At 49.9% G+C, this 25397-nt stretch carries 29 protein-coding genes and 3 pseudogenes; 15 read left to right on the forward strand and 17 right to left on the reverse strand.

Annotated elements, in window-relative coordinates; all coding sequences use genetic code 11:
- Window positions 1-83: 83 nt before the first annotated feature.
- The 6 genes from WFO64_RS21080 to WFO64_RS21105 form a co-directional block, all read right to left on the reverse strand.
- Window positions 84-473 carry a hypothetical protein gene (locus WFO64_RS21080; protein ID WP_337014030.1) on the reverse strand — a complete coding sequence of 130 codons (390 nt, stop codon included), beginning with the start codon at window positions 471-473 and terminating at the stop codon, window positions 84-86.
- Between the two features lie 656 nt (window positions 474-1129).
- Complete coding sequence (locus WFO64_RS21085; protein WP_163658887.1) at window positions 1130-1420, reverse strand: helix-turn-helix domain-containing protein; 291 nt, start codon at window positions 1418-1420, stop codon at window positions 1130-1132.
- Window positions 1417-1749, reverse strand: a complete 333-nt coding sequence (locus tag WFO64_RS21090; protein WP_235765248.1) for a type II toxin-antitoxin system RelE/ParE family toxin — start codon at window positions 1747-1749, stop codon at window positions 1417-1419. Before WFO64_RS21090 ends, WFO64_RS21085 begins: the two co-directional genes overlap by 4 nt.
- 119 nt (window positions 1750-1868) lie before the next feature.
- Window positions 1869-2687: an N-6 DNA methylase gene (locus WFO64_RS21095; protein WP_337014036.1), complete on the reverse strand. Its 819-nt coding sequence runs from the start codon at window positions 2685-2687 to the stop codon at window positions 1869-1871.
- Between the two features lie 47 nt (window positions 2688-2734).
- On the reverse strand, window positions 2735-2881 hold the full coding sequence (locus WFO64_RS21100) for a hypothetical protein (protein WP_033774359.1): 147 nt from the start codon (window positions 2879-2881) through the stop codon (window positions 2735-2737).
- 89 nt (window positions 2882-2970) lie between these two features.
- On the reverse strand, window positions 2971-3378 hold the full coding sequence (locus WFO64_RS21105; protein WP_337014038.1) for a hypothetical protein: 408 nt from the start codon (window positions 3376-3378) through the stop codon (window positions 2971-2973).
- A 620-nt stretch (window positions 3379-3998) separates the two neighbouring features.
- Here WFO64_RS21105 and WFO64_RS21110 point away from each other — a divergent pair.
- Window positions 3999-4334: a nuclear transport factor 2 family protein gene (locus WFO64_RS21110; RefSeq protein ID WP_337014040.1), complete on the forward strand. Its 336-nt coding sequence runs from the start codon at window positions 3999-4001 to the stop codon at window positions 4332-4334.
- Between the two features lie 136 nt (window positions 4335-4470).
- On the opposite strand, the gene WFO64_RS21115 is transcribed toward WFO64_RS21110, so the two are convergent.
- The 4 genes from WFO64_RS21115 to WFO64_RS21130 all read right to left on the reverse strand — a co-directional run bounded on the left by WFO64_RS21115 (window position 4471) and on the right by WFO64_RS21130 (window position 6573).
- Window positions 4471-4653: a hypothetical protein gene (locus WFO64_RS21115; RefSeq protein WP_285723218.1), complete on the reverse strand. Its 183-nt coding sequence runs from the start codon at window positions 4651-4653 to the stop codon at window positions 4471-4473.
- Window positions 4654-4697: 44 nt separating this feature from the next.
- Window positions 4698-5198, reverse strand: coding sequence for an antirestriction protein ArdA (locus WFO64_RS21120; RefSeq protein ID WP_337014086.1), 501 nt, complete (start codon window positions 5196-5198; stop codon window positions 4698-4700).
- A 464-nt stretch (window positions 5199-5662) separates the two neighbouring features.
- On the reverse strand, window positions 5663-5893 hold the full coding sequence (locus WFO64_RS21125) for a hypothetical protein (RefSeq protein ID WP_337014043.1): 231 nt from the start codon (window positions 5891-5893) through the stop codon (window positions 5663-5665).
- 35 nt (window positions 5894-5928) lie between these two features.
- Window positions 5929-6573, reverse strand: coding sequence for a DNA methyltransferase (locus WFO64_RS21130; protein WP_337014045.1), 645 nt, complete (start codon window positions 6571-6573; stop codon window positions 5929-5931).
- A gap of 514 nt (window positions 6574-7087) precedes the next feature.
- On the opposite strand from WFO64_RS21130, the gene WFO64_RS21135 reads away from it, so the two are divergent.
- Window positions 7088-8368 (forward strand): hypothetical protein, encoded by a 1281-nt coding sequence (locus WFO64_RS21135; protein WP_337014047.1) that lies wholly within the window; start codon window positions 7088-7090, stop codon window positions 8366-8368.
- 128 nt (window positions 8369-8496) lie between these two features.
- Here WFO64_RS21135 and umuC read toward each other — a convergent pair whose 3' ends face one another.
- Both umuC and WFO64_RS21150 read right to left on the reverse strand, forming a co-directional pair.
- Entirely contained in the window at window positions 8497-9666 is a 1170-nt protein-coding gene (gene umuC / locus WFO64_RS21140; RefSeq protein WP_337014048.1) for a translesion error-prone DNA polymerase V subunit UmuC, read from the reverse strand.
- 450 nt (window positions 9667-10116) lie between these two features.
- Complete coding sequence (locus WFO64_RS21150; protein ID WP_337014049.1) at window positions 10117-11043, reverse strand: LysR family transcriptional regulator; 927 nt, start codon at window positions 11041-11043, stop codon at window positions 10117-10119.
- 189 nt (window positions 11044-11232) lie between these two features.
- Between WFO64_RS21150 and WFO64_RS21155 the strand changes: the two genes are divergently transcribed.
- The 9 genes and pseudogenes from WFO64_RS21155 (at window position 11233) to WFO64_RS21195 (ending at window position 18534) form a co-directional block, all read left to right on the forward strand.
- A complete protein-coding gene (locus tag WFO64_RS21155) occupies window positions 11233-11844 on the forward strand; it encodes a hypothetical protein (protein WP_337014050.1) in 612 nt (203 codons plus the stop codon).
- Window positions 11744-12631 carry an AfsA-related hotdog domain-containing protein gene (locus WFO64_RS21160; protein WP_337014053.1) on the forward strand — a complete coding sequence of 296 codons (888 nt, stop codon included), beginning with the start codon at window positions 11744-11746 and terminating at the stop codon, window positions 12629-12631. Before WFO64_RS21155 ends, WFO64_RS21160 begins: the two co-directional genes overlap by 101 nt.
- The gene (locus WFO64_RS21165; RefSeq protein ID WP_337014055.1) at window positions 12624-13457 is read left to right on the forward strand and encodes a hypothetical protein; all 834 of its coding nucleotides are present in this window, start codon (window positions 12624-12626) and stop codon (window positions 13455-13457) included. The genes WFO64_RS21160 and WFO64_RS21165 overlap by 8 nt, the downstream gene beginning before the upstream one ends.
- Before the next feature lie 9 nt (window positions 13458-13466).
- Window positions 13467-13691, forward strand: a complete 225-nt coding sequence (locus tag WFO64_RS21170; RefSeq protein WP_337014057.1) for a tautomerase family protein — start codon at window positions 13467-13469, stop codon at window positions 13689-13691.
- A 3-nt stretch (window positions 13692-13694) separates the two neighbouring features.
- A complete protein-coding gene (locus WFO64_RS21175) occupies window positions 13695-14345 on the forward strand; it encodes an HAD family hydrolase (RefSeq protein ID WP_337014059.1) in 651 nt (216 codons plus the stop codon).
- A 21-nt stretch (window positions 14346-14366) separates the two neighbouring features.
- Window positions 14367-15587, forward strand: a complete 1221-nt coding sequence (locus WFO64_RS21180) for an MFS transporter (RefSeq protein WP_337014062.1) — start codon at window positions 14367-14369, stop codon at window positions 15585-15587.
- Entirely contained in the window at window positions 15574-15990 is a 417-nt protein-coding gene (locus WFO64_RS21185) for a carboxymuconolactone decarboxylase family protein (protein ID WP_337014064.1), read from the forward strand. The genes WFO64_RS21180 and WFO64_RS21185 overlap by 14 nt, the downstream gene beginning before the upstream one ends.
- Window positions 15983-17158, forward strand: a complete 1176-nt coding sequence (locus WFO64_RS21190) for an acetyl-CoA C-acetyltransferase (protein ID WP_337014088.1) — start codon at window positions 15983-15985, stop codon at window positions 17156-17158. Before WFO64_RS21185 ends, WFO64_RS21190 begins: the two co-directional genes overlap by 8 nt.
- A 149-nt stretch (window positions 17159-17307) precedes the next feature.
- Window positions 17308-18534: pseudogene (locus WFO64_RS21195) on the forward strand (transposase domain-containing protein).
- A gap of 31 nt (window positions 18535-18565) precedes the next feature.
- Here the strand turns inward: WFO64_RS21195 and WFO64_RS21200 are convergent.
- Complete coding sequence (locus WFO64_RS21200) at window positions 18566-19564, reverse strand: aldo/keto reductase (RefSeq protein WP_337014066.1); 999 nt, start codon at window positions 19562-19564, stop codon at window positions 18566-18568.
- 1123 nt (window positions 19565-20687) lie between these two features.
- Here WFO64_RS21200 and WFO64_RS21205 point away from each other — a divergent pair.
- The gene (locus WFO64_RS21205) at window positions 20688-21212 is read left to right on the forward strand and encodes a hypothetical protein (RefSeq protein ID WP_337014067.1); all 525 of its coding nucleotides are present in this window, start codon (window positions 20688-20690) and stop codon (window positions 21210-21212) included.
- Between the two features lie 116 nt (window positions 21213-21328).
- Here WFO64_RS21205 and WFO64_RS21210 read toward each other — a convergent pair.
- Window positions 21329-21448, reverse strand: a pseudogene (locus tag WFO64_RS21210) (hypothetical protein); the annotation flags it as partial.
- A 310-nt stretch (window positions 21449-21758) separates the two neighbouring features.
- Here WFO64_RS21210 and WFO64_RS21215 point away from each other — a divergent pair.
- Entirely contained in the window at window positions 21759-22163 is a 405-nt protein-coding gene (locus tag WFO64_RS21215; protein ID WP_442956170.1) for a GNAT family N-acetyltransferase, read from the forward strand.
- Window positions 22164-22312: 149 nt separating this feature from the next.
- On the opposite strand, the gene WFO64_RS21220 is transcribed toward WFO64_RS21215, so the two are convergent.
- On the reverse strand, window positions 22313-22819 hold the full coding sequence (locus WFO64_RS21220) for an AAA family ATPase (RefSeq protein ID WP_337014071.1): 507 nt from the start codon (window positions 22817-22819) through the stop codon (window positions 22313-22315).
- Between the two features lie 275 nt (window positions 22820-23094).
- Complete coding sequence (locus tag WFO64_RS21225) at window positions 23095-23217, reverse strand: hypothetical protein (protein ID WP_337014093.1); 123 nt, start codon at window positions 23215-23217, stop codon at window positions 23095-23097.
- Between the two features lie 310 nt (window positions 23218-23527).
- Here WFO64_RS21225 and WFO64_RS21235 point away from each other — a divergent pair, with 310 nt between their 5' ends.
- The gene (locus WFO64_RS21235; protein WP_337014073.1) at window positions 23528-24040 is read left to right on the forward strand and encodes a GrpB family protein; all 513 of its coding nucleotides are present in this window, start codon (window positions 23528-23530) and stop codon (window positions 24038-24040) included.
- A gap of 305 nt (window positions 24041-24345) precedes the next feature.
- Here WFO64_RS21235 and WFO64_RS21240 read toward each other — a convergent pair whose 3' ends face one another.
- Window positions 24346-24798: a GNAT family N-acetyltransferase gene (locus WFO64_RS21240; RefSeq protein WP_337014075.1), complete on the reverse strand. Its 453-nt coding sequence runs from the start codon at window positions 24796-24798 to the stop codon at window positions 24346-24348.
- A gap of 219 nt (window positions 24799-25017) precedes the next feature.
- On the opposite strand from WFO64_RS21240, the pseudogene WFO64_RS21245 reads away from it, so the two are divergent.
- Window positions 25018-25397 (forward strand): annotated as a pseudogene (locus tag WFO64_RS21245) (DUF2268 domain-containing putative Zn-dependent protease); the annotation flags it as partial.

Genomic DNA, 25397 nt, shown 5'->3' on the forward strand with positions numbered 1-25397 from the left:
TTTGATGTTGCCGGTATCTCGTAAATACCGGCGGTGAAGAAAGCAGAGGTAACTCTGCTTTTTTTACAACTGCTGTTTGCTCATCAGGCAATATCCGCTTTATGCATGGCGTATCCGGCTTTGAGAATCAAAGCCAGTTCACTGCTTGCATATCCCCATGCTGCATCGCCCATCCCGTCTGGATAGCCGTGCGCAATGTGTGCCGCCTCAATCCACGCTTTAAATGACGCCAGCGGGATCATCGGGCGCGGGCGCGACCAGTCAGTAACAGTGTCACAAACTTCTTTAGCCATATTCATCAGTGTGCCTGTGAGAAGTTCAAAACGTTCACTCTCGGTCATGCTCTCTGACTTCAATGATCTGAGGTAATCCAGGCTCTGAGCCAGTGCCGGATCAAGGCCGTCAGTGTCTTGCCCTTCAGCCCAGGTTTCGGTGGTTTTGGTTGCGGCGGTTTTGACGTTCTGTGTGTTCATGCTGGTTCTCCTCTGATGGTTACTAAAACCCTGTTTCGGTTGGTATGGAGCGGCGAAGGGCAGAAGTAGCACCGGCAGACGGGCGAACACGGGGCGTCACCGCAGGCCGCAGCGCAAGCGAGCCGTCTTTATGGCGAGTGCGAACGGGCGAGGAACGGCGAAGCGTACCCCTAGTGGGCGAACGGATGACTGTGCTACGAAAAGCCCTCCGCTCCGTACCAGCCGGAAAAGGGTGACAGCACAGGGATGAGCATGAACACAGTCGTCACGGCGGAACGGCGTGACGCCATTAAAGGGCGCTGCGCGCCCGGTTGAAGCACCGGCGACAGCCGGTTGCAGCCGTTGACCTCAGCCATCAGGCCCTATGTCCGAAACCCGAAGGGGTTCGGCGGAGCTTAGCGGCTTGCCGCTTAGCGAAGTGGGACTGACGACCCGGCAACGCCGGGGAGCCGAAGGTGGCCATGTCCAGGCAGTGGCAGTGGCAGTGGCAGTGGCAGAATCAGCCCACAGAGCAGAAACGGCAGGCTGTCAGTGGCAGATGGGAACAGGTGATGACGGCGGTCAGGTGAAAGGGTATAGCCGGTGCGTCAGCACCGGATTTATCCTGCCCCGCAGGGGCTACCGCCCTGGCAGTTTGCGCGGGGCAAAAAGGCAGCTTACGCCGCCTCTGGTTCGCTTATCTCAATACTGGTGATGTGCAGTCCGGCATGCGCCATCATGCTGACCAGCTTATCAATCGAAAAGCAGTTGATCCGGCCTCCTGCCAGCTCGGACACTCTTGGCTGTGAAACACCCAGCGCAGCGGCGGCAGTGGCCTGATTCAGGCCATTACGCTTAATCCAGCTATTCAGGCGGCCTACCAACTCGGCGCGGAGTTTCATATTTTCCGCCTGCTCTGGCGTTTCGCTGATCGCGTCCCACACATTATCAAAAGTCTGAATATTCATTTTTTACGCTCCTCTACCAGTCTGCGATAACGATTCCGGGCAAGCTCCACGTCACTCTGGCTGGTCTTATGTGTCTTTTTCTGGAAGCAGTGCAGCACATACACGGCCTCTTCAAATTTGGCGACATACATGACCCGGAAAATGCCGTCATTACCCCGGATGCGGATTTCACGTGCTCCCTGGCCTACCGTAGCAAAAGGCTTCCAGTCGTCCGGCTCAAGTCCCTGCTGAACCAGGTCAAGCTGATACCCTGACGCTGTGCGGGCCTCCTCCGGGAAAGCCCGTAAATCCTCAAGACTGCTGTCAATGAAACTGATTTTCTTACGCATCATCCCCTCATTATACGAAATTCCGTATATTGTGCAATTTCTGCCTTACGCATGCACCCTATATAACCCCGTAACTCCGGCTTCCCTGCCTTTCTGTTCCCTGCTGTTTTGTCCGTGGCTTACATTGCCCTGATAAATTCCATCATCGCTTTGATCCGGCGCTGGCTTTTAAGGCGTTCTTCAAAATCGTTGAGATAGTAAGCCGGTGTATAGCGTACCCGGTTAAACTCCAGCGTCAGCGTGTTACCGGTGACAACCTCGGCAGCAATGCCCAGAAGAGAAAGCTGTATAAACGCCATGTCTGCTGCGACAGGATCGATATCAATACAACTGACGAACATCTGAACGGAAGGATTAAGCCCGGCTTCAATCAGGCACTCTGCGTAAGCGATCACCATTCCCCCGGCTCCGCAGGTCGGCTCTGACAGCGTAAACATCCCTTCCCGCCGGATGGTATCAATCACGCCTGGCATCAGCAGGCGGGCCATCATTGACTGCACATTGTAAGGCGTAAAATACTGCCCCTGGCGATCGTCGCCCAGCTCCAGCTCCATAAAAACTGCGCCCAGAAAATCATGAAACTGAGCCTGAAGCGCACATACCATCAGCGCGAACAGTTCATGCATATTTTGCATGTCGGCGGCACTGTAGCGTTCGCTGATTTTGCGGCAGCGTTCAATATTCTCCGGCGTTCTGATCCGGGCGATATCCAGTTCACTGGCCGCCAGGATAATGAAATCGCTGAACACCTCCCAGCGGCGCAGGTTGTACGCTGTCTCATGGAAGACGCTGATAAACTGTCGTCGCGCCGCTGCCAGGCTTAACGCGGGTGCGGAAACCGCAGGCAGATTTACCGGCAGCGCGGGTAAAGGATGCTGAACAACCGGTGCCGCGTCCTGTGCCTGGTCAAAAAATTCCGCAAAACTTATCTGTGACATGAATCTATTCCTTTTACAGCCGCCCCGATCAGGGGCGGCTTTTCACATCACGCCATGCTGAGGCCAGCATGAACCAGTTTCATAAACTTCGGCCAGTTCTTCAGCTTCATCGCAGGAACGCGGGCGCTTTTTCCTTCGCGAAGCGCATTTACAAATACTCTCGCCTGTGACACGATTTGCGGGTCGAATTGCATGGGTTTATCTCCGTTAAGTTTGACAGCGCCGGAATGTTCGTTGGTAGCGTGATTCCGGCGGTGAATGAGCAGGCTTATGCCTGCTTTTTTCATTTCTGATTCAGTTCAATTACCTCCTTAACGCTCGTTATGATCTGCGCGTGGGTCATGTGGTTGTAATTACGCAGGCGGAAGTACCGCACCCCGATCCGGGCGTAAATGTCCGTTACCTCGCCGCAGTACATTTCTGCAAACATGAACGTTTCACAATTTCCGCTCTCACTGCATGCCCAGTTCAGCGGATAGAGTGTCCCCAGCGCATCATGAAAGCGGTGTACGTCGATCTCCGCAGGCGCTTTTACCGCCGCCGCCTCACGATTCAGCCAGTAATTCCGCGCTTCTTCGGCGTACCCCTCTGCGCTGGCAAAACGATCTCCCAGGTAGTAATTACTGTTTTGACCTTCAGCCCAGGTTTCGGTGGTTTTGGTTGCGGCGGTTTTGACGTTCTGTGTGTTCATGCTGGTTCTCCTCTGATGGTTACTAAAACCCTGTTTCGGTTGGTATGGAGCGGCGAAGGGCAGAAGTAGCACCGGCAGACGGGCGAACACGGGGCGTCACCGCAGGCCGCAGCGCAAGCGAGCCGTCTTTATGGCGAGTGCGAACGGGCGAGGAACGGCGAAGCGTACCCCTAGTGGGCGAACGGATGACTGTGCTACGAAAAGCCCTCCGCTCCGTACCAGCCGGAAAAGGGTGACAGCACAGGGATGAGCATGAACACAGTCGTCACGGCGGAACGGCGTGACGCGCGGGCGCGAAACGACGTTGCCCCTTACATCCCGCCGTGTGTGGTGGCGGGATGCATGGAGCGCCGTTTATGGCGTGACTGAGCGGCGCAGCCGGAACGGCTGCTGTGAGCGGAAGGTGTTGCGTCAGGATGGAAACCCGCTGCCCCGGAACGGGGCCGGGCAGAGACGGCCTGCCGGCTCTGTGCGAAGCATGACAGCCGACAGGACGCCCAGCGCAACGGCCGTTTTAAATTCAATCAGCGATGCCCGGAAGAAAGGGTTTCAGAAACCTTTTAATTATCGAATATTAATGCTAATAAAAAGCATAAATAATCACCAAAGGAAAGCTGAACATGTCAGTTACACGTCCCGTCGCCGCTCAGTTTGAGGCTTACAATAAACGCGATATTAATGCCTTCATTGATTGTTTTTCTGAGGATTTCAGAGGCTATCGCATGCCCGCCGAAACGCCCTCCACGATCGGAAAATCAGCGCTGCGGGAGTTTTACATAAGTAATCGCTTCAATAATCCGGAACTCAGGGCAGAACTTATTTCAAGAACGGTGCTGGGTAACAAAGTGTTTGATCACGAATTGATTCATGGCATTTCACCCACTCCCCTTGAAAGCATTGCCGTTTTCGAAATTACTGATGATTTTATCTCTACTGCGTGGTTTTACTTTCCATGATATTTACCACGATGTCGTTACAGGCAGAAAGACGGGAGTCGCGCCGTCAGGCGCGCCTCATTCTTTTCTGCTGCCGCAGGCGCGGTTTTCGCGGGCTAAAAGGCGGCCGCAACCGCCTGAAGCTGCCGGCTTACCCTTACCCCCTCTGCAAGATAAAGTGGCTTCCGAGATAAACAGCACTCTGACAGGTCATGAAATAGCAGATTTCGTCTACGATCTCTTCGGTTCTCAGCTCTCTCTGGCCACTGCTGCGGCGGCGCTCGTTGATCACGGCTTTGTACTGGCGAAGGATGTCGCGGGTTTGTGGTGTAAGTTTCAATTTGTTCTCCTTTTCGACAGGGCTTACCCTGCCGGTATTATCTATCAGTTGCTGAATACAAAGCCGTCGTGCAGTACATAGCCGCTGCTGAACAGGTCGCGGGCATAGGCCTCATAGTCGAAATAAGAGCGCAGCGGCTCCGGCACGGAGCTCAGCAGACCGCAGTCTTCGATATGATCAAAGGCAAAATCTTCTTCAGATTCGGCCGTCCCTCTGTACGCATCATCAAATGCGTCAAAATCACACTCGCCGGAGTAATCCGCCCAGGCAACAAATGCGTCTTCCCTGCCCTCTTCTTTCGCCTGCTTCCAGGCCGCAATGAAATCCCAGTCGATAAAGGATTCAGAAACGAATTTAGACGGAATGCCTTCCCAGTCCTGAAACATGAATTCTGGATCATCTTCAGATGCATGGAGTTCGCGACACGCGTCGTGAAACTCATTCCTTTCCTCAAAATCAGTGAGATCAAACCACTTCCCGAAAATGCTGCCGCAGTTGTATTTATGGTAAGTCCCGACGTATACCGCTGGTCCGCTAAATGTCATAAGAAATCCTCCACAGTCAAAGTCATCACAGTTCCGGCCTGTGCCGTGACTGAATGACAGCCCGGCGGAAAGCGGAGTGTTCAGGAGCGACACCGCAGGCCGCAGCGCAAGCGAGCGGGAGACGGGATTACGCACGGCGCTGGCGCGAATTTCTGAGCGGCGGCGCGACGGGAGTAAGCACGGCGGAGCAAGTGCGAACGGGCGAGGATGGCGAGCGAAGCGGTCTCTTGAACACGCAGCAGCCGGGCTAAAGTGAAGTCACGGCACCGGCCGCAGACCGCACGGACCGGGTTTTCTTCCCTGCCCCGCCGCATGGCGGAATATAGCGGCGCGCAGCAACATCCTTATTTCATTCTGTCCACAGCCCTAGTGCATATCCGGTCAGTAACTCTGTGGACAAAAGCGCAGCGGCAGCATTATCCGCGCACAGACAGCAGGCGGTCATAAAATGACCGCCCCGTCCGTTATTTCAGGTGGCCGCGCATTTCGGCAGCGCGCCGGTACAACGCCACCAGTTCGGTATCGATCTGCTCGATCAGCATCCCGGCCATTTTCTGTGCCGGCGCCGCACCGCGGTAAAGATGGCGCTTAGTCATATCCCGTAACCGCAGGTGAAATTCGTAAAGTGATTCCTCCAGGTCGTTAATGTCGTCGGTAAGCCGGGTGTTGTCAGTTGTCATTATCTGGTCTGTCATGGTGCTGTCCTCTTGGTCTGGTTACGGAAAATACGTTATGCGGCACGGGCGGCGCGCAGTTCTCCAAGGCGGCGCAGGCCGGCGATGTGGTACTGCTCCATTAGTTCAATACCAATCCAGCGGCGGCCACACTGGTCCGCGGCGACGCAGGTCGAGCCGGAGCCTGCAAACGGGTCCAGAATTAAATCCCCAGGCTTAGTGAAGGTTTCAATAAGCGGCTGCAACACGCTCACCGGCTTTTCGGTCGGGTGGTACCGGTTGCCCGTGTACTGCCAGGGCATCACGTCAGGTAAGGGCTTAGCCGGCAGCGGCGGGCGTCCTTTGGCCAGCAGGTAGGCGCTTTCATGCTGATACCCGACAAATGCCGATTTCGATGCGTAGGTTTTGGTAAACACAAGGTGCCCGACGACGCGGAAGCCCGCCGCTTTCCACGCCTGCATAAAAATGTCTACGCGGTTCCAGCCGTAGAAGCTCACCGCCAGGCTGTTGTTTTTGAGCACGCGGAACATTTCACGGTTGGCCGGCAGCACCCATTCGTCGCTCACGTCGCCCGCGATCGAACGGCCGGACCGGTCCTTAAAGCCGACGAGGTACGGGGGATCTGTCAGAATGAAGTCGATGCTGTTATCCGGAAAGTTGGCCATGATCTCTACGCTGTCGCCACGCATGAATCGGGACATAGTTATGCTCCTCAGTGTCAGGGGGCACCCCTGTGGTGCCGTGACCACCACAAAGACGGGCGTAAAGCGGAGCAGGCAGGGGCGGACGCGCAAGCCGCACGCGCCGCCGGAGCGGACTGAATGTCCCGCGCACGGCGGGGAACGGGTGAGCAGGACGGCGAAGCTTCCCTTGAATGCGAAGCGGCCCGGCTACCGTGAGGGCACGGCACATTATCCCTGCAGGTTTCCGGCCGGAGGACGGGGAGCGGCAAAAGAAGCGGAGCGAAGCTATTTCCTTATGGTGCATTAATCATCGGGGGCAGGTCATCACGGATGCTACCAGTCTCAGCCAGAGGCTTTGGCCGGGATGGTGGGACCTTGAAGATACACTGGTCATCTATGATGACTATGTGTTCTTTCTCGATATCTATTTGAGAATAAAAAATAATGTTAAAACATTAACTGATGTGAAAAAATAAATATACGAGGTTTCTTTTTTAGTCATAATGCTAGGATAGCTGATATAAGGTTTCATATGCCCATTATAATATTTTTAATCATAGGTCTGTTTAGTTTTATGTATTGGGACTCAATCATTTCCAACATTGAAGTTCTTGGTGCATTGGCAACAGCACTTGCATTTTTTGCAACTGCCTGGGCGGCTTTTGAAGCGCGCTCAAGCGCTAAGGCAGCATTTCGAGCAGTAGAGTTGACTCGTGAATCCTTAATAGAATCAAAGAAGGCTTCTTTTAAACAATGGTATTATCTGTTGCTTGAAAAAAACCTTGAAATGCAAAAAGGCGTTGAAGCGCACCTAAATAGCAACAAAGAACTTAATGATAAACTCAAGCCTAATCTTATTTTGGCTAAGATTCATAGCCCCATCACTTCAGATAGTATTTTATCCTCATTCATAAGACACGCTTGTCATATTTTGAACTATATTGACAATGAGTATTATGGTGGCGAACACGATTTAATAGGTAAGAAGATTTTTACAGATCAACTATCAAATGTTCTTACTGATAGACTGAAATTGATAATTGCGATCTATGGGTTAAATTATGGAAGCTTCGACCACGTTGATAACGCAAATCTGAGAGGCTTATTACAAAAATTTGAGTTCTTCAAGAATGACATTTTTTTCGATGATGCAATATCCGAGCGTCAATATCTTGATATCCATGTAAGCAAACGTTTTTGCAAAGATTACCGGGAGAGCGTTAGTTCCGCAATTGATTATCAACTAAAGCGTTCAATCTATGATTCTATGCCTGAGTCTTTTGTAAACAGCAGAGTCCAACCCAGCCTATTTTACTCAGTGCTTTATGCTTATGATACTCCAGCTAAAAAATATATTGAGAAAGCTTTTAGTGAGTTTTCTAAACATACTAGAGCTGAGATTCTTATCAAGATTGAAAATGCCCCAAAAGATCACAGAATCAGCTTGAATGAGTTAAGGCGACTCAAGGGATACTATTTATCTTTTAAACGAAGGTCCAGGTATGAGTTGAGTCGAAGGCTAAGTACGCTGGCGATGATTATCAATGCATTACGGCATTTAATATTAAAAGCCCATAAGAGCAATCATAAAGGCATTAGTTTGAGTGATTTTTATTTTCACAATATACAAGTAAGCAATGATATTAAAGAAGGAATAAACTTCTTAAGGATTGTCGAGAATTATGCTCTTTCTTTGAGTTTATTGAAATTGCGAGTAGATGCTGATAGACATGAGAAAATCAGCTCACTTGTGGCTTCAGCGGAAAAAGAAATATTTAAAGTGCGCGATTGCATTAAGGCGTTTTCTTTATAGTTATTGTGTTGAGTGTAACCTGCACTCCATTGATCAATACATAAATTTGTTAGCTACTTCCGCTCTTGGCACAGAGCGGAATTTTTTTTGAAAATACAACTCTATGAGCTTCGGATGTTCCTTTAACGTTACTTTATTCCTGGGATATCTTTTAATCTCGTTGTATAGCGAGGTGACAGCATTTCACGTTTCATCTGCCATGAACTGTCGCGATCACCCTGACCCGCGAAAAAGACTTTTCCTTTCCCGGATCGATTAATACCGTCCAGTGCTGCCATTAGCGCGTCTGCGTTCGCACGCGGCTGCTGCTCACTGAACATGTCAAACTGTGCCACGCCTGACTGATAAAAATCTCCCAGCATGACGCCAGCTTTCGCATACCGGTAACCCTCCTGCCAGATGGTGCTGAGGCCACTTAGCGCTGACTCAATTATGTCGCGGGTGTCGTTCGTCGGATAATCACAGACGCGAGAGGCGGTATTCGAATATTGCGGTTCATCACCGTGACGAGCGGTGGCGATGGAAACACTGATATGTCGGCAGCGCGAATTCTGCTCCCTGAGTTTTTCTGCCGCACGTGTGGCATACAGCACGATTGCCTGCTGCATGTCTTCCAGTTTAGTGACTCTTTCGCCAAAAGATCGCGAGTTTAAAATGTGCTGCTTTGGTGGCGGGGCATCTTCCAGTGCAATGCAGGACTCACCATTAAGTTCGCGAGTAGTGCGCTCAATAATAACGTCAAAGTTTTTCCGTATCATGCTGATGTTGCTGTCAGCCAGCTGCAGAGCCGTTGTGATCCCCAGCTGGTGCATGCGTTTGGTAATGCGCGGGCCAATCCCCCAGATATCACCGACGTCGGTCAGGTGCAGTAGTTTTCGCTGCCGGATTCTGCTGGACAAATCCACGACGCCCCCGGTCTGCGTCCACTTCTTTGCCGCATGGTTGGCCAGTTTGGCCAGTGTCTTCGTTGGTCCGAACCCTACGCCAATAATCAGCCCGGTTTCACGCCGGATGCGCTCCCGCATCTGCTGACCAAATGTCTCAAGGGAGATAAGGTCACTAATCCCGGTCACATCCAGGAAAGACTCATCGATGGAATAGACTTCCTGTCCCGCGGCCATCTCACCCAGTATGGCCATCATGCGCGCTGACATGTCGCCGTTTATGTGGAACAGAAAATCTACAGAAATTATTGATGCTTTAAGGGCGGCTATGGGCGAGGAACAGAAGATCACAATAGCTCTCAGCACTAATGAGGGCTTGACGAACATCATTCTGCATACTTCGAATAGGTGCATGTCATCATAAAAGTTTGACTAAGTTTATGCGAAAAGCAGCTAGCTGAGCTCGTCAAGTAATTGTCGCCTTTTCCGACGCGCGTGAGGCATACAATATCACCGCCAGCTGCATGTGCTCCAGCTGGATAATACGCTCTCCAATGGAGCGGGAGTTCATTATTTGCTGCATCGCTGGCGTCCCGTCTTCGAGCGCCAGGCACGACTCCCCGTTGAGCTCGCGTGCGATTCGCTCAACGATAACATTGAAGTTCTTACGTATTATGCTGATGTTGCTATCTGCCAGCTGCAGCGCTGTGGTGATACCCAGCTGGTTAAGGCGGGCGCTGATGCGCCTGCCAGATAACGAAGTAATGCGGTCACTACAGGAGGGCAGGTCAAAAACTTTTTATAAAGCCCCGCCGATAAAACTAAAGCTGTTTCTGACAGAAGTTACGCCACAGCTCCTGGTCTTCAATCGGCGAAGCCAGTATCACATAACATGTCCTGAGCCTTCAGAATGGCCTCCCGTTTTTCATTAAGGCGGGTAGCAGCGTAGATGTCTATATTCAGCTTTTGCGATTCACGATCTGTCAGCTCGCGGTAGCAAAGCCCTTCCTGATTAAAGATGCATTTCGACTGGGGCATAAGGGCAAATCCCTTTCCCTTCGCTATATGGGTAAGCATAACGAGGGAATCATCCGGTTCTTTAAGCCTTTTAAGGGGAAAATGAAGTAGTTCAAAATAGCTTTCACACTTGTCATAAAATGATGGATTGGCGCTTCTGGCGAACCAGAAAAGCGGTAAATCACTAACGTCCTCCAGCGAAACTTTCTCTTTGAGGCTTGCAGAATGCATGGCTGGCATAGCCATCAGAAGCGGCTCACGGCAGATCCAACGATACTGAACGACGTCTTCATGGCCTGTACCCTTTTCCCCTGTTAGCACAAGATCGAGCATATTTTTCGACAGGCATTGAAGCAGTTGAGCAGACGTCAGGTTAGGCGTTTCAACGTCGTCACCGGCGTCTAATCTGTTCAGCTGCCGCTTAACAGGCTCAATCAGCTCGAAATTCAGTGTGCGGGTCAGGCCGATGCGCAGAGTCTTTTCCGATGATAGTGTGCCTGTTTTCAGCTCGCTGAGTTCCTGAAGAATTTCCTCCGCTTTTATAACCAGCGCACGGCCAGCTTCAGTCAGGCTGACATCATGCGTACTGCGGCTGAACAGCTGCAGATCAAGAACGACTTCCAGGCATTTGATCTGACGGGTTAACGGAGGCTGGGTCATTCTGAGCCGTTCGGCGGCTCTGCGAAAGTTCAGCTCATGCGCCACTGCCAGAAAACACTGAAGTTGTTTAACGCTGGGAAGGTTGTTGCTGATTAGGTGTCCTGCAGTAGCCATAGATCCCATCCTGCCAGTTAAAGAAGTCATTCTACCTTTTTATACGCTCAGATATAACTTGGAAAGTCATATCATAACCCCCCCTCCACAGTGATACAAAAATTATATTACACATTTAACAATTCCATCTGCATCAAAGACTGATAAGTTTCCCCCGAAACTTAATCAAATATCCTTACGGAGATAATAATGTCATCTAACTATGTGCTGGTATCGCGTTTCCCGTTAAAAGACAACGTTTCTACTGACGATTTCTCGTCCTTAAACAATACCGAAAGCACGCGCTATTACTATTGTGAAGAGCAAGGTGTAAACGAATTACTTGAACTTCGTTCATTTAATGATATTAAAGAGATTTCATGGGTTGAAGAAGAACTGGAATCAATGTTCCATCGCTTCGCTGACGTTCTTTCTGCAGATATTCGAAGGGAGTTACTCAAGTTTGTTGAATCTCCTGTCGACAATAAAAAAGACCTTCCGGAAACAAATTATATCCAGCTACGTCATGTTGAAGTGCCAGCGCATAACTACAAGCAATATCGCCAGTGGCGTGATGAAACTATTTTTAACGTAGTCAGGGATAATAAGGATAAAATTGAAAGTTTCGAAGCATTCCACTCGCTCATCAGCGGCGTGCCGGGGGTAATGTTTATCTCCGCATTCAATGGCAACAAAGAAGCCTACAAAGAAGCTTTTACCAATGCGCGATATCAGGGAATTATCCAGCAGGCTGGTGATAACTATATTACCGGAGGTAATGAAGGCCTGTATACCCGCATCTACCGCTCATGTTGCTGTTGAGGAAGAACAAATGAATTGTAAAAAACTGGTGGTCGTCGGCGATAAGTTTAATGAATTCGCAAACGGAAAAGATGTCCTGACAATTTCTCAGCTTGAATTACTGACGCAAATACCCGCAAATATTATCGACAAAGAGCACGAGATTATCATCGGGCAGGGTGTGCGTAAAGATTTTGCGGGAAAGGTAATTTCCAATCAGGCAAGAAATGCCGATCACGGTAATAAACTTAAAATGTGCTCTCTGAAAAAGCTGGTTAACGATAAAAAGAATGCACACTGCCACAAGCGGCATGAGCAGAATGTTCTGATTGGGTCAGCGGAGCAGACTGAACATAACCGTGACCTTTTTGCCATGCCGCTACTGATCGATGAGCGCTGTGAGATCATGGCCGATCATCAGACCGGGCAGCACATTCAGGGAATGCTTCTGGTCGAGGCAAGCCGTCAGGCTTTTATCGCCGTGACCGAAGAGTTTATCTACAAGCAGGAAACGGGACGTTACTATGTCATCAACAACATGGCGATTAACTTTTCAAGCTTTCTGTTTCCTTTACCTGCACTGGTCCACTTTGAATATCTTGAAAAGGATGTTAACGACCGCAGGGGACGCTTTAAGGCGCAGGTACGCGTGACCCAGCATCAGACGCTTTGTGCAACCATGGATGTGTCGTTCACAGTATATCCTTCAGGGCTGATTTCTGAAAAGGAAAAGTTACTGGCTGAGACGGCCATGCAGGCAGCAATCGCGGCGCAGCAGAGCGTAACGCCCGGGGTGATGCATGCCTGAGTTACGTAGCCAGAAATACCGTCTGGCTGCTACCACGCAGGGGCCGCTTTACCCCCCTGCGGAGGTAATGGACCAGCAGGGTAACTTTGTGGTGGTTGGCATGGTTCCGGGAGAAAACGGACCTGAATGGCGCAGCGTCATCGTTGCGGCTGACAGCCCGCTTCCTGTATTCGGAGAAATGGCACCTTATAAAATACTGCGCGATATTGAAGACATGTCACAGGAAGAGTGCCGGGATATTATCATGCACACACTTCCCTTACCCATTCCGCTAAACAACTACGGGATGGTATTCGCGCCCCAGCAGCGTCCACAGGCAAACACCGAAAGCCGGCCAAGCCTGCCACTACATGAAGGCTATATAGCGGATTACCGCAGCAGCGATGGCAAACGTCCTGTTTCTCCAATCACTCTGGCAGACTGGATGCAGGCTGAGGGTACGCTTGAGGTACATCTTTCGGGAGACAACAGGCACGCTCTGTTTAAGTTTTCTTTCCGCCATCTGGTTCCTGATAGCCTTTATACTGTTATGAGCCTGCGGGAAAAGGATTTGGCGACTGAAAACCCGAGCCGCCCCGGACCGCTGGGTATACCAAACGTATTTATTACCGATCACAACGGGAATGCAGATTACTGGGCAGAATTACCCGATCCGTTTCCGGCGCATGATCGCGATGAAAACCGAATAATTAACGTTGTCGTGCTTTATATGAGCTCCCGCCAGAGCTATGGCGGCGCAATAGGACTTTATGGCCTAGGTGGAGACATTCATGCCCATCTGAAAATGAAAAGCCGCTCTTTCGACGAATTTACTACAGTAAGGTGAGAAATAAATATGCCATATGTTCATATCACCACATGGCCTGCAAAAGATGAAAGTGAAATTATCGGACTGCAGGAAGATATCACTTATGCCGTACATAAAAACACGGGCGCACCGCTCGATAAAATCTCTGTTGTAATTACTGAGATATCACCCTCTCGCTGGGCTGATGCGGGCGTCCCCGGCAGTCATAAAGATTTTCCGGTAAAAAGCCGGAGAAAAAATTACGAGGAATAAACTTTGCAGAAGTCAGCCGCATTTTTTGACGTTGATGAGACGCTTATAACGATTAAAAGTATGTTTGATTTTTACGACTTCTGGTGTCGTGAGAATAATGACCATGAAAAACTTGATCGTTATATGACACACTTCCGGGCTGAAGTTAACAAAGGAACATCCCGCGAGCAGCTTAACGAAGAATATTACCGTCAGTTCGCAGGCATCCGTTACAAGAAACTGGAAGAAGCGGGTGAAAAGTGGTTCAGCACTAAGCTTTACTCATCTTTTTTTATAGATAGCGCTGTCGCGTTCTTGAAAAAACATCAGGCAGATAATACACCTGCCGTTTTTGTTTCCGGCTCTATGCGTCCTGTTCTGGCACCAATTGCAAAATATCTTGGCGTAAAAGATATCCTCTGTGCACCGCTGGAAATAACTGATGAGGGGATCCTTACAGGTGAAATAGGCATTCCACAGACTATAGGCAGCGGAAAAATGGAGGCGCTTATTCAGTTTTGCAGCCAGATGAGAATAAGCCCTAATGATTGCTATGCCTATGGAGATGATCTTTCAGACATACCTATGCTCGAATCAGTCGGCTACCCCGTGTGTGTAGGAAAATCTACGGCGCTTGCCAGACACGCGAAAGAAAAATGCTGGCCAGTTATTTAATTCACTCCCGAGGTAAAAAATATGAATACAGATAACGCTCCGCAGGCTATGTCCTTAAGATCATGGCTTGCCCTGTTTATTCTGGCACTATCAACATTCACAATCGTTACTACAGAGCTGGCGCCTGTTGGTCTGCTGACGCCAATAGCGGAAGGGCTTCACTCTTCTGAATCAGCTGTGGGTATGACGGTCTCGCTTTATGCCTGGGTCGGTGCACTGAGCGCACTCATTGCGTCAGTCTTCTTGGGCAATGTTGCGAAGAAACGCCTTCTGCTTACGCTGACGGTCATCCTTTTTCTGTCTAACGTACTTTCAGCTTCGGTAAACACTTACGCTGTGTTGCTTGCCGCGCGCGTGCTGGGTGCGCTGGCTCACGGGGCATTCTGGGCGATGATCGGGGCAACGGCGGTATCCATTGTCCCAGCCAGATACATTGGCGCCGCCACGTCGATTGTTTTTGGGGGCGTGTCTGCAGCAAGCGTGTTTGGCGTGCCGGTATCAAACTATATCGGCATTCACTTCGGCTGGAGGCAGGCGTTCTGGTTGATGGCGATGCTCAGCGTAATCGCATTTGCCGGCATAAGCGTACTTGTTCCGCAGATAGCCAGTAAAAGTGCAATCGGCCTGGACGCGCTAAAAAGTGTGCTGAAATCTTCTGCGCTGTGGAAAATCTATTCGGCTACGCTACTGGCAGTGACCGCGCACTTCGCCGCGTTCACCTACATTGAACCTTGGCTGCACACGCAGCAAACCCTTGCTACTTCATTAATACCGATGGTTCTGTTCGCATACGGTATCGCTGGCCTCGCCGGTAATTTCCTGACCGGGATGGTTATCGATAAACACCTAAAGGCTACGGTTTCCGTCTCAGTGCTGCTTATCTGCGCAGTGCTGGTATTTCTGGGACTATCCGGTGCGGCACTTTCAGATAATGCAGTTTTCGCGGCGATGGTTATCTGGGGCGTGGCAGTATCCGGAATCTTCGTGGGCTTTCAGACGTGGGTCTTACGCCTGGCGGAAGATAAAACCTTCCCGGCTTCTGCGGTCTACGTTTCATTTTTCAATGCCGCTATCGGTATCGGCGCATCTGCCGGCGCCTGGATGGTATCCGCTTTATCCGTTCCGGTGCTCTACATCATAGCCGGCGCCGCGATCGGCCTCTCTGTGTTGCTCGTGCTCGCTATCCCAACGCGCGTGGCGTCAGCTCAAACCGTACTGGAGAAATCTTATGAGTCAAACTAACGATCTTACTCGCTATGGCAGAGACATTATGGACCGCCTTGAACCAGGACTGGCCGATAAGGTCACCGGACGTCTGAGTGAACTTGACGCCACTCTGCCGGCGCTGATCACCGATTACGCATTTGGCGCTGTGGTGGGCCGTCCCGGACTGGATCTCAGAACGCGGGAAATGCTCACGGTGGCATCGCTTGTGACGCTGGGTAACGCCATGCCCCAGCTTGAATTGCACATGAGAGCGGCGCTTAACACCGGCGTCACCCCTGAAGAGCTGCTTGAAATCGTGATACAGATGGCCGTTTACGCCGGCGTACCGGCTTGCATGAACGGTCTGACGGCTTATCGTGCTGCGATGGCGGCAACTGGTCATACTTTACTCGGCCTGAAGGGAAAAAATGATGAATGAAGTTGTGATCGTTTCTGCAAAGCGCACGGCTACCGGCGCATTTATGGGTTCCCTGTCTGATCATTCCGCAGCAGCGCTGGGAAGTTACGTCATTCGCGCGCTTCTTGAAGAGTCGGGCGTGAAAGCGGCTGAAATTTCTCAGGTTATTATGGGGCAGGTTCTGACGGCTGGCTGTGGCCAGAATCCTGCACGACAGTCCGCGCTGAATGCCGGACTGCCGGTTGAAACGCAGTGCCTGACCATTAATAAGGTCTGCGGATCGGGCCTCAAGTCTGTTCACCTAGGCATGCAGGCACTGCTGACGGATGAGGCGGAGTTTGTTATCGCTGGCGGTCAGGAAAGCATGTCCAGCGCACCGCATATTCTGAAGTCATCGCGTACAGGGATGCGGCTGGGTGACAGTAATTTGAAAGACAGCCTGGTATCTGACGGCCTCTGGGATGCATTCGACGATAATCACATGGGAATGACCGCCGAAAATGTTGCGGAGGAGTTTGGTATAAGCCGTGAAATGCAGGATGAATTCGCGCTTTTATCCCACCTAAAGGCGCTGAATGCGCAGGAAAAGGGCTTTTTTGAACGTGAAATTGTTCCTGTGGAATGGCAGAACAGGAAAGGCGAGACCCTACGGGTCTACACGGATGAAGGTCCCCGCAAAACCAGTATTGAAAAACTTGGGCAGCTGAAACCCGTGTTCAGAAAGGGCGGTACGGTAACCGCAGGAAATGCGTCTTCGCTTAACGATGGCGCTGCCGCAGTGCTTCTCTGCACCCGGGACACGGCAGCGGCTAGAGGGCTGCCGGTTCTCGCCTCGCTGGGTGTATTTGCCAACTCGGGTATCAGACCGGCATTAATGGGCGCCGCGCCGGTGCAGGCGATTGCAGACTGCCTTTCCCGGTCAGGATGGAAACCTGAGGATGTTGAACATCTTGAGTCGAACGAAGCATTTGCAGCCCAGGCGCTGGCAGTTGCCAGCAGGACGGGAATATCACCGGAACGCATTAATCCTTACGGCGGCGCAATTGCGCTAGGTCATGCTATCGGATCGTCCGGATGCCGCATCCTTGTGACACTCGTCCATAGCCTGATGCACAATAATACCACGCGTGGCGTAGCAGCATTATGCGTAGGCGGCGGCGAAGGTGTGGCGCTGAGCGTGTATCGTTAAGGATAACAAACATACAGCCGCTGCGCTGATAATAAAACTGGGTATTGCCTAATGTCGATCGTTTAAGGATCGGTTGACCGATCCGGTGGCTGGTGTAAAAGGGTTCCATGTTCATCATGGAACCCTTTTAAATGGAACTTTAACAGGCCCTGAGCATTATAAATCTTACCGAACTCGACCAAGCGCAGAGCTTTGCTGACCTTATTCAACAGGCCTTTTCCATCACCGACACCGTGACGCTGCGTAAACTCCCCCTTGAGTCCATGGTCTGGCTGGTCATCGGTAGGGCTGTCTTTAACAACAGGCCGCTGTCACATATCGTCAACCTGATGGATATTGCTGACCGGACCGGCAGACCCTCTACCGCCCCCAGCTCCGTGACTGCCCGCCGTAAAACGCTGGGAGAAGACGCCATCCGCGTGCTGTTCGGCCTGACCCGGCGGCACTGGCTCGAAGAAGCAAAGCACCTGCTCTGGCATGGGCTGACGCTGAACTCCGTTGATGGCGTGGTCTGGCGAACCTCCGATACCCCTGAAAATGCAGAAGCCTTCGCCAGAGCGACAAACCAGCATGGCGGGAAAGGGTATCCGCAGGTCCGCATGGCGTGTCTGACGGAGCTGAGCAGTCATCTGCTGCGCGCCAGCGTGATAGACCGCTATGACGTCAGTGAAATGCGCCTGGCCGCAGCGCCTGCAGAGCAGGCACCGGGCGGGAGAGAACAGGCACCGGCTGCTGCAACTGAAAAAGAGAACGCAGTATGAAGTGGTGTGCAGACTGGGAAAGCAGGATGAACTGATAACGCTCAGGATTTCGCCGCAGGCGAGAAAACAGCGGGAAGACCTGCCGGATGAATTTACCGTACGGTTAATCCGCAGGAAAGTTAACGGTGTTGAGCGTCAGGTTGTCACGTCTATGACGTATGCCCTGCATTATCCCGCAGTCGGTGTGGCGAAACTCTGTAAGCACCGTTGGGAAACAGAGCTGGGGTATCGTGAGGCAAAGCAGACCCTGTGCGGTAATCGCTGGACGCTGAGGAGCAGATTACCTGAAAGGGTCAGGCAGGCGCTGTGGGGAATATTGCTGACATATAATCTGGTGCGTTATCAGAGGGTGAAAATGGCGTTCAGCCTGTAAGGCGAGTATCTGTCGTATCAGCTGAGCTTCAGCGGGTCGCTGGCAGAGATATTAAGGCTGTTGATCGGGCTGCCATAGTCGTCGCCGGGGGCGGTGCCGGGACATCTGAAGCACTTTTACAGCAATGCAGGGATGCTGAAACTGCCACCGGGCGGGAACGGAAATACGACAGGGAAATTAGGCCAAGAAGCTCGAAAATCCCTTTAAAAACAATGCCGGTTACCTTAAGTGACCGGCATTAAGGCATTACCCGTTTTTTTATGCCTGCTGTTTTCAGGCGTTAACGCCTTTCATACCTTCCTCAGAGTAGCGGCCGCCTTTGATCTCAACGCGCTGGTGAATATCGTTCAGCAAGACAATGTCAGAACCTTCCAGAATGATATCTGCCGCTTGGGCATTCTCAGTCAAATAATTGATATGTTTAGTACCGGGAATAGGAACCAGTTGGTCGTACTGTGCCAGCAGCCAAGCCAGCGCGATCTGCCCCGTAGTACAGCCATACTTTTCAGCCAATGGCTCAATAACGTCAAGAAGCTTGGCGTTATGGTCGAGGCTTGCCTGCATGAACCGCTCATTATTTTTACGGAAATCGCCTTCAGAAAAATCGCTGTTTTTCCGGTATTTCCCGGTCAGAAATCCCCGGCCTAGCGGGGAGTAAGGCACCAGGCCAATGCCCAGCTCTTTCAAAGCCGGCAGGATCTCTTCCTCAATATCACGCGTCCACAGCGAATATTCCGTCTGCAGCGCAGTAAGCGGGTGGACCGAATGGGCCCTGCGCAGGGTGGAAGCCGAGACCTCACAGAGGCCAATATGATTGATCTTCCCTTCCCTCACAAGACGGCTCAGGCATTCCATGCTCTCTTCAATGGGAGTGGCCTGACTGACCCGATGAAGATAGAACAAATCGATTCGCTCAACGCCCAGTCTTTTGAGGGATTCATTACAGCAGCGTGTAATATAATCGGGCTCATTGTTAATGGTACGGGCGTACGACTCATCGGGTGAGCGATCGATTCCGCACTTTGTGGCAATTTTGAATTGCTCACGCGTCGTTTTATCCAGCCCGGCAAGGAAGTGGCCAATTAGCCGCTCGTTATGGCCCCGGCCATACAGATTCGCGGTATCAATGAACGTAATATTCAGGTCGATAAGTTTATGTAACAGCTGCAGGGAGGCCTGATCATCTGTCTGACCATAAAATTCGCTTAGTCCCATGGCTCCATAGCCGATAGAACTGACAGTAAGGTTTTGAGATAAAATTCGGGTTTGCATAGTTTCTCCTTTTTAAGCTTTATGATTGTTTCATCTTGATAAAAATTAATGAATTTTCATTTTCGTTATGCAAAAAAAGTATCAACGATCGCATATCTCGGTTTTTAAAGTAGAAGTGATGGAGCAGAACTAGGCTTAGGCATTTTCGACAAGGTACGATCCGACCCCCATAAAAATCCGGCATAGCCGGGCATTTAGCTTCAGTTCAGTAAGATGTAACGGTACAGCTGCTTTTCGAAGTCTTGTTTCATGCTGATAAACATGAGTATCTGAATTTTAGATCCGTCAAAATCGTAGAGAACTCTATACTCGCCCTCAGTTCTAGCCGTTCTCGCAGCATGAAGCCATAGTCAGATAAAATAGCATTCTGATGATAATGCGCCTCTTATGTCCTTAATAAAACGACCGTTAATAACAGCGTTGCAATAAACGCGTGCAAAAGGGCCGTCCTCCGATCCTGGTAAAAGCGGTGCTAAAGCAACGGTTTTACCTTCGCCTACGTTTTCTCTCTCCGGGACTCTGTCTCACGGTTTTCTATCTGCTTATTGTTGCCTGTGAACTTTTTGACGTAGCGCTGCTGCTTCGCAAGTCCTCGAGGCGTTCCGGGGGTGCCTGCTTGGGTCTGATGGTAACGGCTCGGTTAGCCGCAGTAGCTTGCTTACAGTCTGCTATAAGCGAAAAAGAAATCTCAACTTTATGACAAAAATAACATTTTTGGTTAACCCCCCAAGTTGGACTGCCTATAAAAGCACGAAGACAAACTCCGCTGGCCTAAAATCTGATTCGGGGAGCAAGCCTCTAACAAAGTTTTAACGAAGGCGCCGAACAGCGCGGGTGCAGAACAATGCTTCTGAAGGAAAATGTAACGCCCAGCAGGCACAATATGTAGTGCGTCAGCCCAGCTGAGGATGCCACGACATATAGTATGTACGTCGGGTGATTGACTGCATGATTATTACTGATTTCTGCTCCTCGCTCATAGCGGACCTTGCCACTCGTGCATGTCTGCTTTGTGCCAGAAGAAGAAGTAGCATAAAAGGGCTTATGTTAAATGCTCACTTTTTCAAATCTAAATCTAGAATGCTAAAGTTGACAGTGGATACATTTACACATTGGATGATTTATGAAAAAGAGAACGTTAGGTGCCATTTTCTTATCTACGGCTTTTCTGGCGGGATGTCACTTGGAAGATAAAAATACGCAGGCCCAATCTTGTGGCGGAGGGATTGTTACCCCTGTCTCCATGGGTAACGAGCAACAGGCTAAGGCAAGCGTATTGAATTATGTATTCGATAAAAATGCCTCAGCTTTTCAAAAAAATGAGTCGGCTTTCTGTGTGAGAGATAGCTCTGTTAGTGGTCATGAAGCTGATGCCTCCAATACACTCTCTAGGCTGATGAAGAAAACTAATTCCAGGGTAGAGTCTTATACCGCTTGTCAGCGTAACAAAGACAGTAGTATTTCTTTCTCAGATCAGCGAGCTATTGAATTTACAATCACAGAAGTCAGTAAGATTTCTGATGATGAATATTTAGTACGAGCTGCTTATTACGAAGGTAATTTAAGCTCTCAAACTAACCAATACATCGCTAAGAAAAACGGCAAAGGTTGGACGGTTACCTTGAAAGATATGGGGCCAGTTTCTTAAGTTCTTACTCCTTTGCTCCTTAGAGTAAAGGCGTTTTCCTTGAAATTTTATGTTAAATATGAGTGCTCAGTAGACTCAGAAGAGGAAAAGGCCGCCGCATAGCTGCGGCCAGCAAATTACGACAAAGGAGATACAATTTGGACATTGTGCTGGAAGACGTAAGGATCAGATAGCAGCTCAAATTACCCGTCGTCCGGATAGGTGACTGCAACCTGGTACTGTTCGCCTGCGAATGCTTACACGGCATCTTGCTTAATTGAAATGCTAACATTTAAAAGCGCAGGATTGGCCTGGTCGTACGCTACAAGACATGATTGAAACGACGCTTCTGTTGTGTCGGTGGGCTAACCCAGCAACCGGACCGAATTGTTAATGGCTGTAATGTTGGTAAAACCGACCTCAGCTGTGGCGTTTTGTTAGCTAAAAGGAGTAAACATGGAAGTAAGGGTAGAAATGTGTCCGCCAGATGGGTGGGAATCCATGGTGAAAATTTTTACCGGGATGGAAGAGCACTATTATGGCAAGGGCATCATTCAGGAAGCCCTGTTGAAGAATTATCTCCGCAATCGACTGTTCAGTCAGCTCTCCAGTACTCTGGTCATCAGGGCACGCCGTAACGCTCATATCATTGGGCCGGCGTGTTGCAGTATTCTCTATCCTTCTCCCCGGTACAGTGGTCAGTTGCACATCAAAGAGCTTTATGTCTCCCGGAGTGAGAGAGGTAAAGGCACAGGGAAATCCATGATGCGCTTTATGGCGAAACTCGCTCTTGAACAGGAGTGTCTTAGCCTTACCTGGAATGCCGAGAAATCAAACGCCGGAGCAAACCGTTTTTATCAGTCTTTAGGGGGCAGGATAAATAGCGACATTGTGAATTATTCTCTTCATGGTGAACTCCTGAGCAAACTGGCTTCCGGCAGTTCGTCAGAGCCTGGCTACTGTACTGGTTAGGCTCTCGCACTGATTTGGCTTGCAAGAAAAGCAGAGGGAACCTGCAGGATGCCGTGTCCGCTATGTGCCAAGAACTGACGTTTAGTTGGCTTATGAGATGGAAAATTATCAAAGCCGTCAACTGGCGGCTTATGTGCAGTAAAGCAGATTCAGCTGTATTCAGTAATATCAAATCCTTCATCAGCCGTTGGCTCTGCGAAATAGCGCGTTATGATGTCAAATTGTTGATCTGAAGCAGAAAATTCATGTGTTCGTTCTGCATTACGGGCGCGTAATCGGGATTTACATACTTCATCAGATACTTTCAGATAATGCAGCCTGTTACTGGCACCTGACTCTTTAATGATGCTCATCATCCATTGACGATTTGTTTGCGTGTTTGCCGGAAAATCTAGAACAACGGATAAACCAGCTTTGAGTAGTGATACCAGATGAGGTTTCATAGTGTTTCTGAGTCTTGAGGAATACTGCACATAATCAGATATGGATTGCATCTCATTGGCGAAGAGGGCTGCCAGCCAATGATCTTCACTGACAATTATGGTGCCGGGTGATGATCCTAACTTTGCTGACAATGTGGATTTGCCTGATGCGATTTTTCCACATAACAAGTGCAGAGTGGGTTTTTCTGACGTTGTTACTGTAATGGTGTCCATTATTTACCTCACTGGATTGTTACCGGTAAGGCCCGCCTTACCGGCGGGAAAATGGCGAACGTTATCCCACCTGAGTCAGACAGGTGATAATAATCATTGAATGGGACAGGACAGAGTGTGTTTTCATCGTCATTCAAGTTAACAGGGCCTGAATGCAAAATCAGCCATTTTTTCAGTTATACACTGAATGTCTGCTCCTCGCTCTTTGCGGACTATGTGTCCGTCAGAAATTGCCTGTATCGAGAGTTAAGATCCAGGCGCGCTGTTATAGTAATTTAAACGTCCGGCATGACCATTTGAGGATAAGCTGCATGCTTCTGGAAAAGCTCAGATTGCTTGAGTGCAGCCTTCACGGTAACAGGCGAAACGATCGGGAGTGGCTTGAGCTGATTCTTCATCCTGAGTTCCGTGAAATCACCCGGTCAGGTGTGACGGTCGGCCGATCAGAGACCATTGCGTCGCTGCTAAGTGAGAAGGCTGCACCGTATATTCTCAGCAGCGATTTCCGGCTCACGGAGATGGGCTGCGGTTGCGCTCTACTTCACTATCGGACGTTTTACGCTGATGGCAGCCATCATGCATTACGTTCCTCTTGCTGGATTTGTTCGAATGAGGGCCAATGGACTCTGTTTTTTCACCAGGGAACGCCGGCGGCAGGCAATGCCGGGGGGCATTGAGTTGCATACTCAGGGCAGAGAGGATGTGTTTATGCGGAAGATTATAGTTGTGCCATACGATAATAAATGGCCTGAGATGTTTGAAGCTGAAAGTTTACTAATAAAAATATTGCTCGGTGGAGTGGCTAAAGATATCCATCACATTGGCAGCACATCAGTGCCTGGTCTCTCAGCAAAGCCCGTAATCGATATACTGCTGGAAGTCTCCGACATCAATGAACTGGATGGATATAATCGTGCAATGATCAACGCCGGTTATGTTGCCCGCGGCGAAAACGGCATCCCAGGGCGCAGATATTTCATTAAGGGTGGCGATAAGCGTAGTCATCAGGTGCATGCGTTTGCTGTTGGAGACATGCAGGTATTAAGACATCTTGTTTTCCGTGATTATCTACGAGAAAACACAAACATTGCAGAGAAATATGCTGAACTGAAACACTCAGCAGCAATACTTAGCAGGAACGATGCTTATCGCTATAACGTGCTCAAAGCGAACTTTATAGTACATCATTTAAGACTGGCTCTGGCTGACTCAGAACATTAGGGAATGAATTCATTGCGGATTGTTATGTTTAGTGTGGCAGAACTACCCTTTCATCTTGATTTTGGCGTCCGCTTTTCGCTCAAGGCTGCCAGTCAGTTCCTTTGATTTCCTGAAGATGTTTCAGCCGCCGTTCTGTATGCCTGGTCAGAAACGCAGCGTGTCCAGGGAGGCGCGGATTTAACTGTAATGGCTCTGATTTGCCTGAAAGTGGTTCGGTTTGGTTACGTCAGGGCTGTATCTCGTCAGGCATTCCTGAAAAGTGGTTCACTGGACAGAATATGCGGTCTATCCAGGACGTGACTGTATCAACGCGCTGGGTCTCTGAGGCATATATGGTGCGTAACTTTTTCTATGCCGGTTAAAGCAACAAAGCCTGCTCGTTCATAGAAAGTGAATGCCGATGGAGGAGCGTTTGTGTTGATAAAATCAAACCAGTGGCCAGAATCCTTAAGTATCTCACTGAGCAGGGCGCTGCCAACCTGCCTTTTTCTCCATCCTGAGTCTACATAGAGATGTCGCAGACGTCCGATGCCAGTTTTTAGCGTAAACGGGTCGATATTGAGTCCACAAACGCCAACGATTAATCCATCTACAGAAGCCCCAATTAGTTTTTCTCCGGGTCTATCAAAGCGGTTGTGTCCGCTAAGCCAGTTATCTTCCAGTCGGCGTAACATGTTAAATCCTTCGGCCATGCTCTGCGATCTTAACTCAGCAAATCCTGGGCTGTCCGGGGTGACGCTTGTGAGTTGGATATCCATGATTCTTCCTGTGATTTCAATCTGCATAGTCTGGACAGAATTATGATTGTGTCCAGTATGACAATGGCACTCTCATACTTCCTACTGCCATCAATGTCCGCTCTGTGCCAGAAGCGGACATTAGTGATCATTGGTCGGCCACTTGCTGAGCAGCAACATAACATGCTCTATATGTCTGTTAGTATCCGCACATTACTAATGTTTCTGGGTAAGACTGACATGTCTCAAATAACCATCCATATTCTGAATGCTCAGGAAAACCTCACTGTTCACAGTGAATGGCTGCGAACTAAACTGACCGATACCTACGTACAAGTCACAAGGTTGATGCCGACTCCTTCAGTAGATGTCGTAGTTAAGGCTGGGAAGTTTGTTATCCCTGAAAAAGGGCATGCTGGTTTTTTGTCCTGAAGCTGGTGTTATCTATATAACCGTCGATCCTGAAAACCCTGCATTCTGCAAAAACGTTGCGCACTCTATTGAGCGTATGTTTGCTCATGAACTTCACCATGCTGCAAGGTGGGCAGGACCGGGATACGGCTCAACGCTGGGAGAAGCACTAGTCTCTGAAGGACTAGCCGGGCATTTTTCTCTTGAGC

Source organism: Pantoea sp. AS142 (assembly GCF_037152305.1).
Lineage (GTDB): Bacteria > Pseudomonadota > Gammaproteobacteria > Enterobacterales > Enterobacteriaceae > Pantoea.

Excerpts from the sequence above, each read along its gene's own strand:
- WFO64_RS21080 (WP_337014030.1), bottom strand. The coding sequence starts at position 473 with ATGAACACACAGAACGTCAAAACCGCCGCAACCAAAACCACCGAAACC.
- WFO64_RS21085 (WP_163658887.1), bottom strand. The coding sequence starts at position 1,420 with ATGAATATTCAGACTTTTGATAATGTGTGGGACGCGATCAGCGAAACG.
- WFO64_RS21090 (WP_235765248.1), bottom strand. The coding sequence starts at position 1,749 with ATGCGTAAGAAAATCAGTTTCATTGACAGCAGTCTTGAGGATTTACGG.
- WFO64_RS21095 (WP_337014036.1), bottom strand. The coding sequence starts at position 2,687 with ATGTCACAGATAAGTTTTGCGGAATTTTTTGACCAGGCACAGGACGCG.
- WFO64_RS21100 (WP_033774359.1), bottom strand. The coding sequence starts at position 2,881 with ATGCAATTCGACCCGCAAATCGTGTCACAGGCGAGAGTATTTGTAAAT.
- WFO64_RS21105 (WP_337014038.1), bottom strand. The coding sequence starts at position 3,378 with ATGAACACACAGAACGTCAAAACCGCCGCAACCAAAACCACCGAAACC.
- WFO64_RS21110 (WP_337014040.1), top strand. The coding sequence starts at position 3,999 with ATGTCAGTTACACGTCCCGTCGCCGCTCAGTTTGAGGCTTACAATAAA.
- WFO64_RS21120 (WP_337014086.1), bottom strand. The coding sequence starts at position 5,198 with ATGACATTTAGCGGACCAGCGGTATACGTCGGGACTTACCATAAATAC.
- WFO64_RS21125 (WP_337014043.1), bottom strand. The coding sequence starts at position 5,893 with ATGACAGACCAGATAATGACAACTGACAACACCCGGCTTACCGACGAC.
- WFO64_RS21130 (WP_337014045.1), bottom strand. The coding sequence starts at position 6,573 with ATGTCCCGATTCATGCGTGGCGACAGCGTAGAGATCATGGCCAACTTT.
- WFO64_RS21135 (WP_337014047.1), top strand. The coding sequence starts at position 7,088 with ATGCCCATTATAATATTTTTAATCATAGGTCTGTTTAGTTTTATGTAT.
- umuC (WP_337014048.1), bottom strand. The coding sequence starts at position 9,666 with ATGCACCTATTCGAAGTATGCAGAATGATGTTCGTCAAGCCCTCATTA.
- WFO64_RS21150 (WP_337014049.1), bottom strand. The coding sequence starts at position 11,043 with ATGGCTACTGCAGGACACCTAATCAGCAACAACCTTCCCAGCGTTAAA.
- WFO64_RS21155 (WP_337014050.1), top strand. The coding sequence starts at position 11,233 with ATGTCATCTAACTATGTGCTGGTATCGCGTTTCCCGTTAAAAGACAAC.
- WFO64_RS21160 (WP_337014053.1), top strand. The coding sequence starts at position 11,744 with ATGCGCGATATCAGGGAATTATCCAGCAGGCTGGTGATAACTATATTA.
- WFO64_RS21165 (WP_337014055.1), top strand. The coding sequence starts at position 12,624 with ATGCCTGAGTTACGTAGCCAGAAATACCGTCTGGCTGCTACCACGCAG.
- WFO64_RS21170 (WP_337014057.1), top strand. The coding sequence starts at position 13,467 with ATGCCATATGTTCATATCACCACATGGCCTGCAAAAGATGAAAGTGAA.
- WFO64_RS21180 (WP_337014062.1), top strand. The coding sequence starts at position 14,367 with ATGAATACAGATAACGCTCCGCAGGCTATGTCCTTAAGATCATGGCTT.
- WFO64_RS21185 (WP_337014064.1), top strand. The coding sequence starts at position 15,574 with ATGAGTCAAACTAACGATCTTACTCGCTATGGCAGAGACATTATGGAC.
- WFO64_RS21190 (WP_337014088.1), top strand. The coding sequence starts at position 15,983 with ATGAATGAAGTTGTGATCGTTTCTGCAAAGCGCACGGCTACCGGCGCA.
- WFO64_RS21200 (WP_337014066.1), bottom strand. The coding sequence starts at position 19,564 with ATGCAAACCCGAATTTTATCTCAAAACCTTACTGTCAGTTCTATCGGC.
- WFO64_RS21205 (WP_337014067.1), top strand. The coding sequence starts at position 20,688 with ATGAAAAAGAGAACGTTAGGTGCCATTTTCTTATCTACGGCTTTTCTG.
- WFO64_RS21220 (WP_337014071.1), bottom strand. The coding sequence starts at position 22,819 with ATGGACACCATTACAGTAACAACGTCAGAAAAACCCACTCTGCACTTG.
- WFO64_RS21225 (WP_337014093.1), bottom strand. The coding sequence starts at position 23,217 with ATGAAGAATCAGCTCAAGCCACTCCCGATCGTTTCGCCTGTTACCGTG.
- WFO64_RS21235 (WP_337014073.1), top strand. The coding sequence starts at position 23,528 with ATGCGGAAGATTATAGTTGTGCCATACGATAATAAATGGCCTGAGATG.
- WFO64_RS21240 (WP_337014075.1), bottom strand. The coding sequence starts at position 24,798 with ATGGATATCCAACTCACAAGCGTCACCCCGGACAGCCCAGGATTTGCT.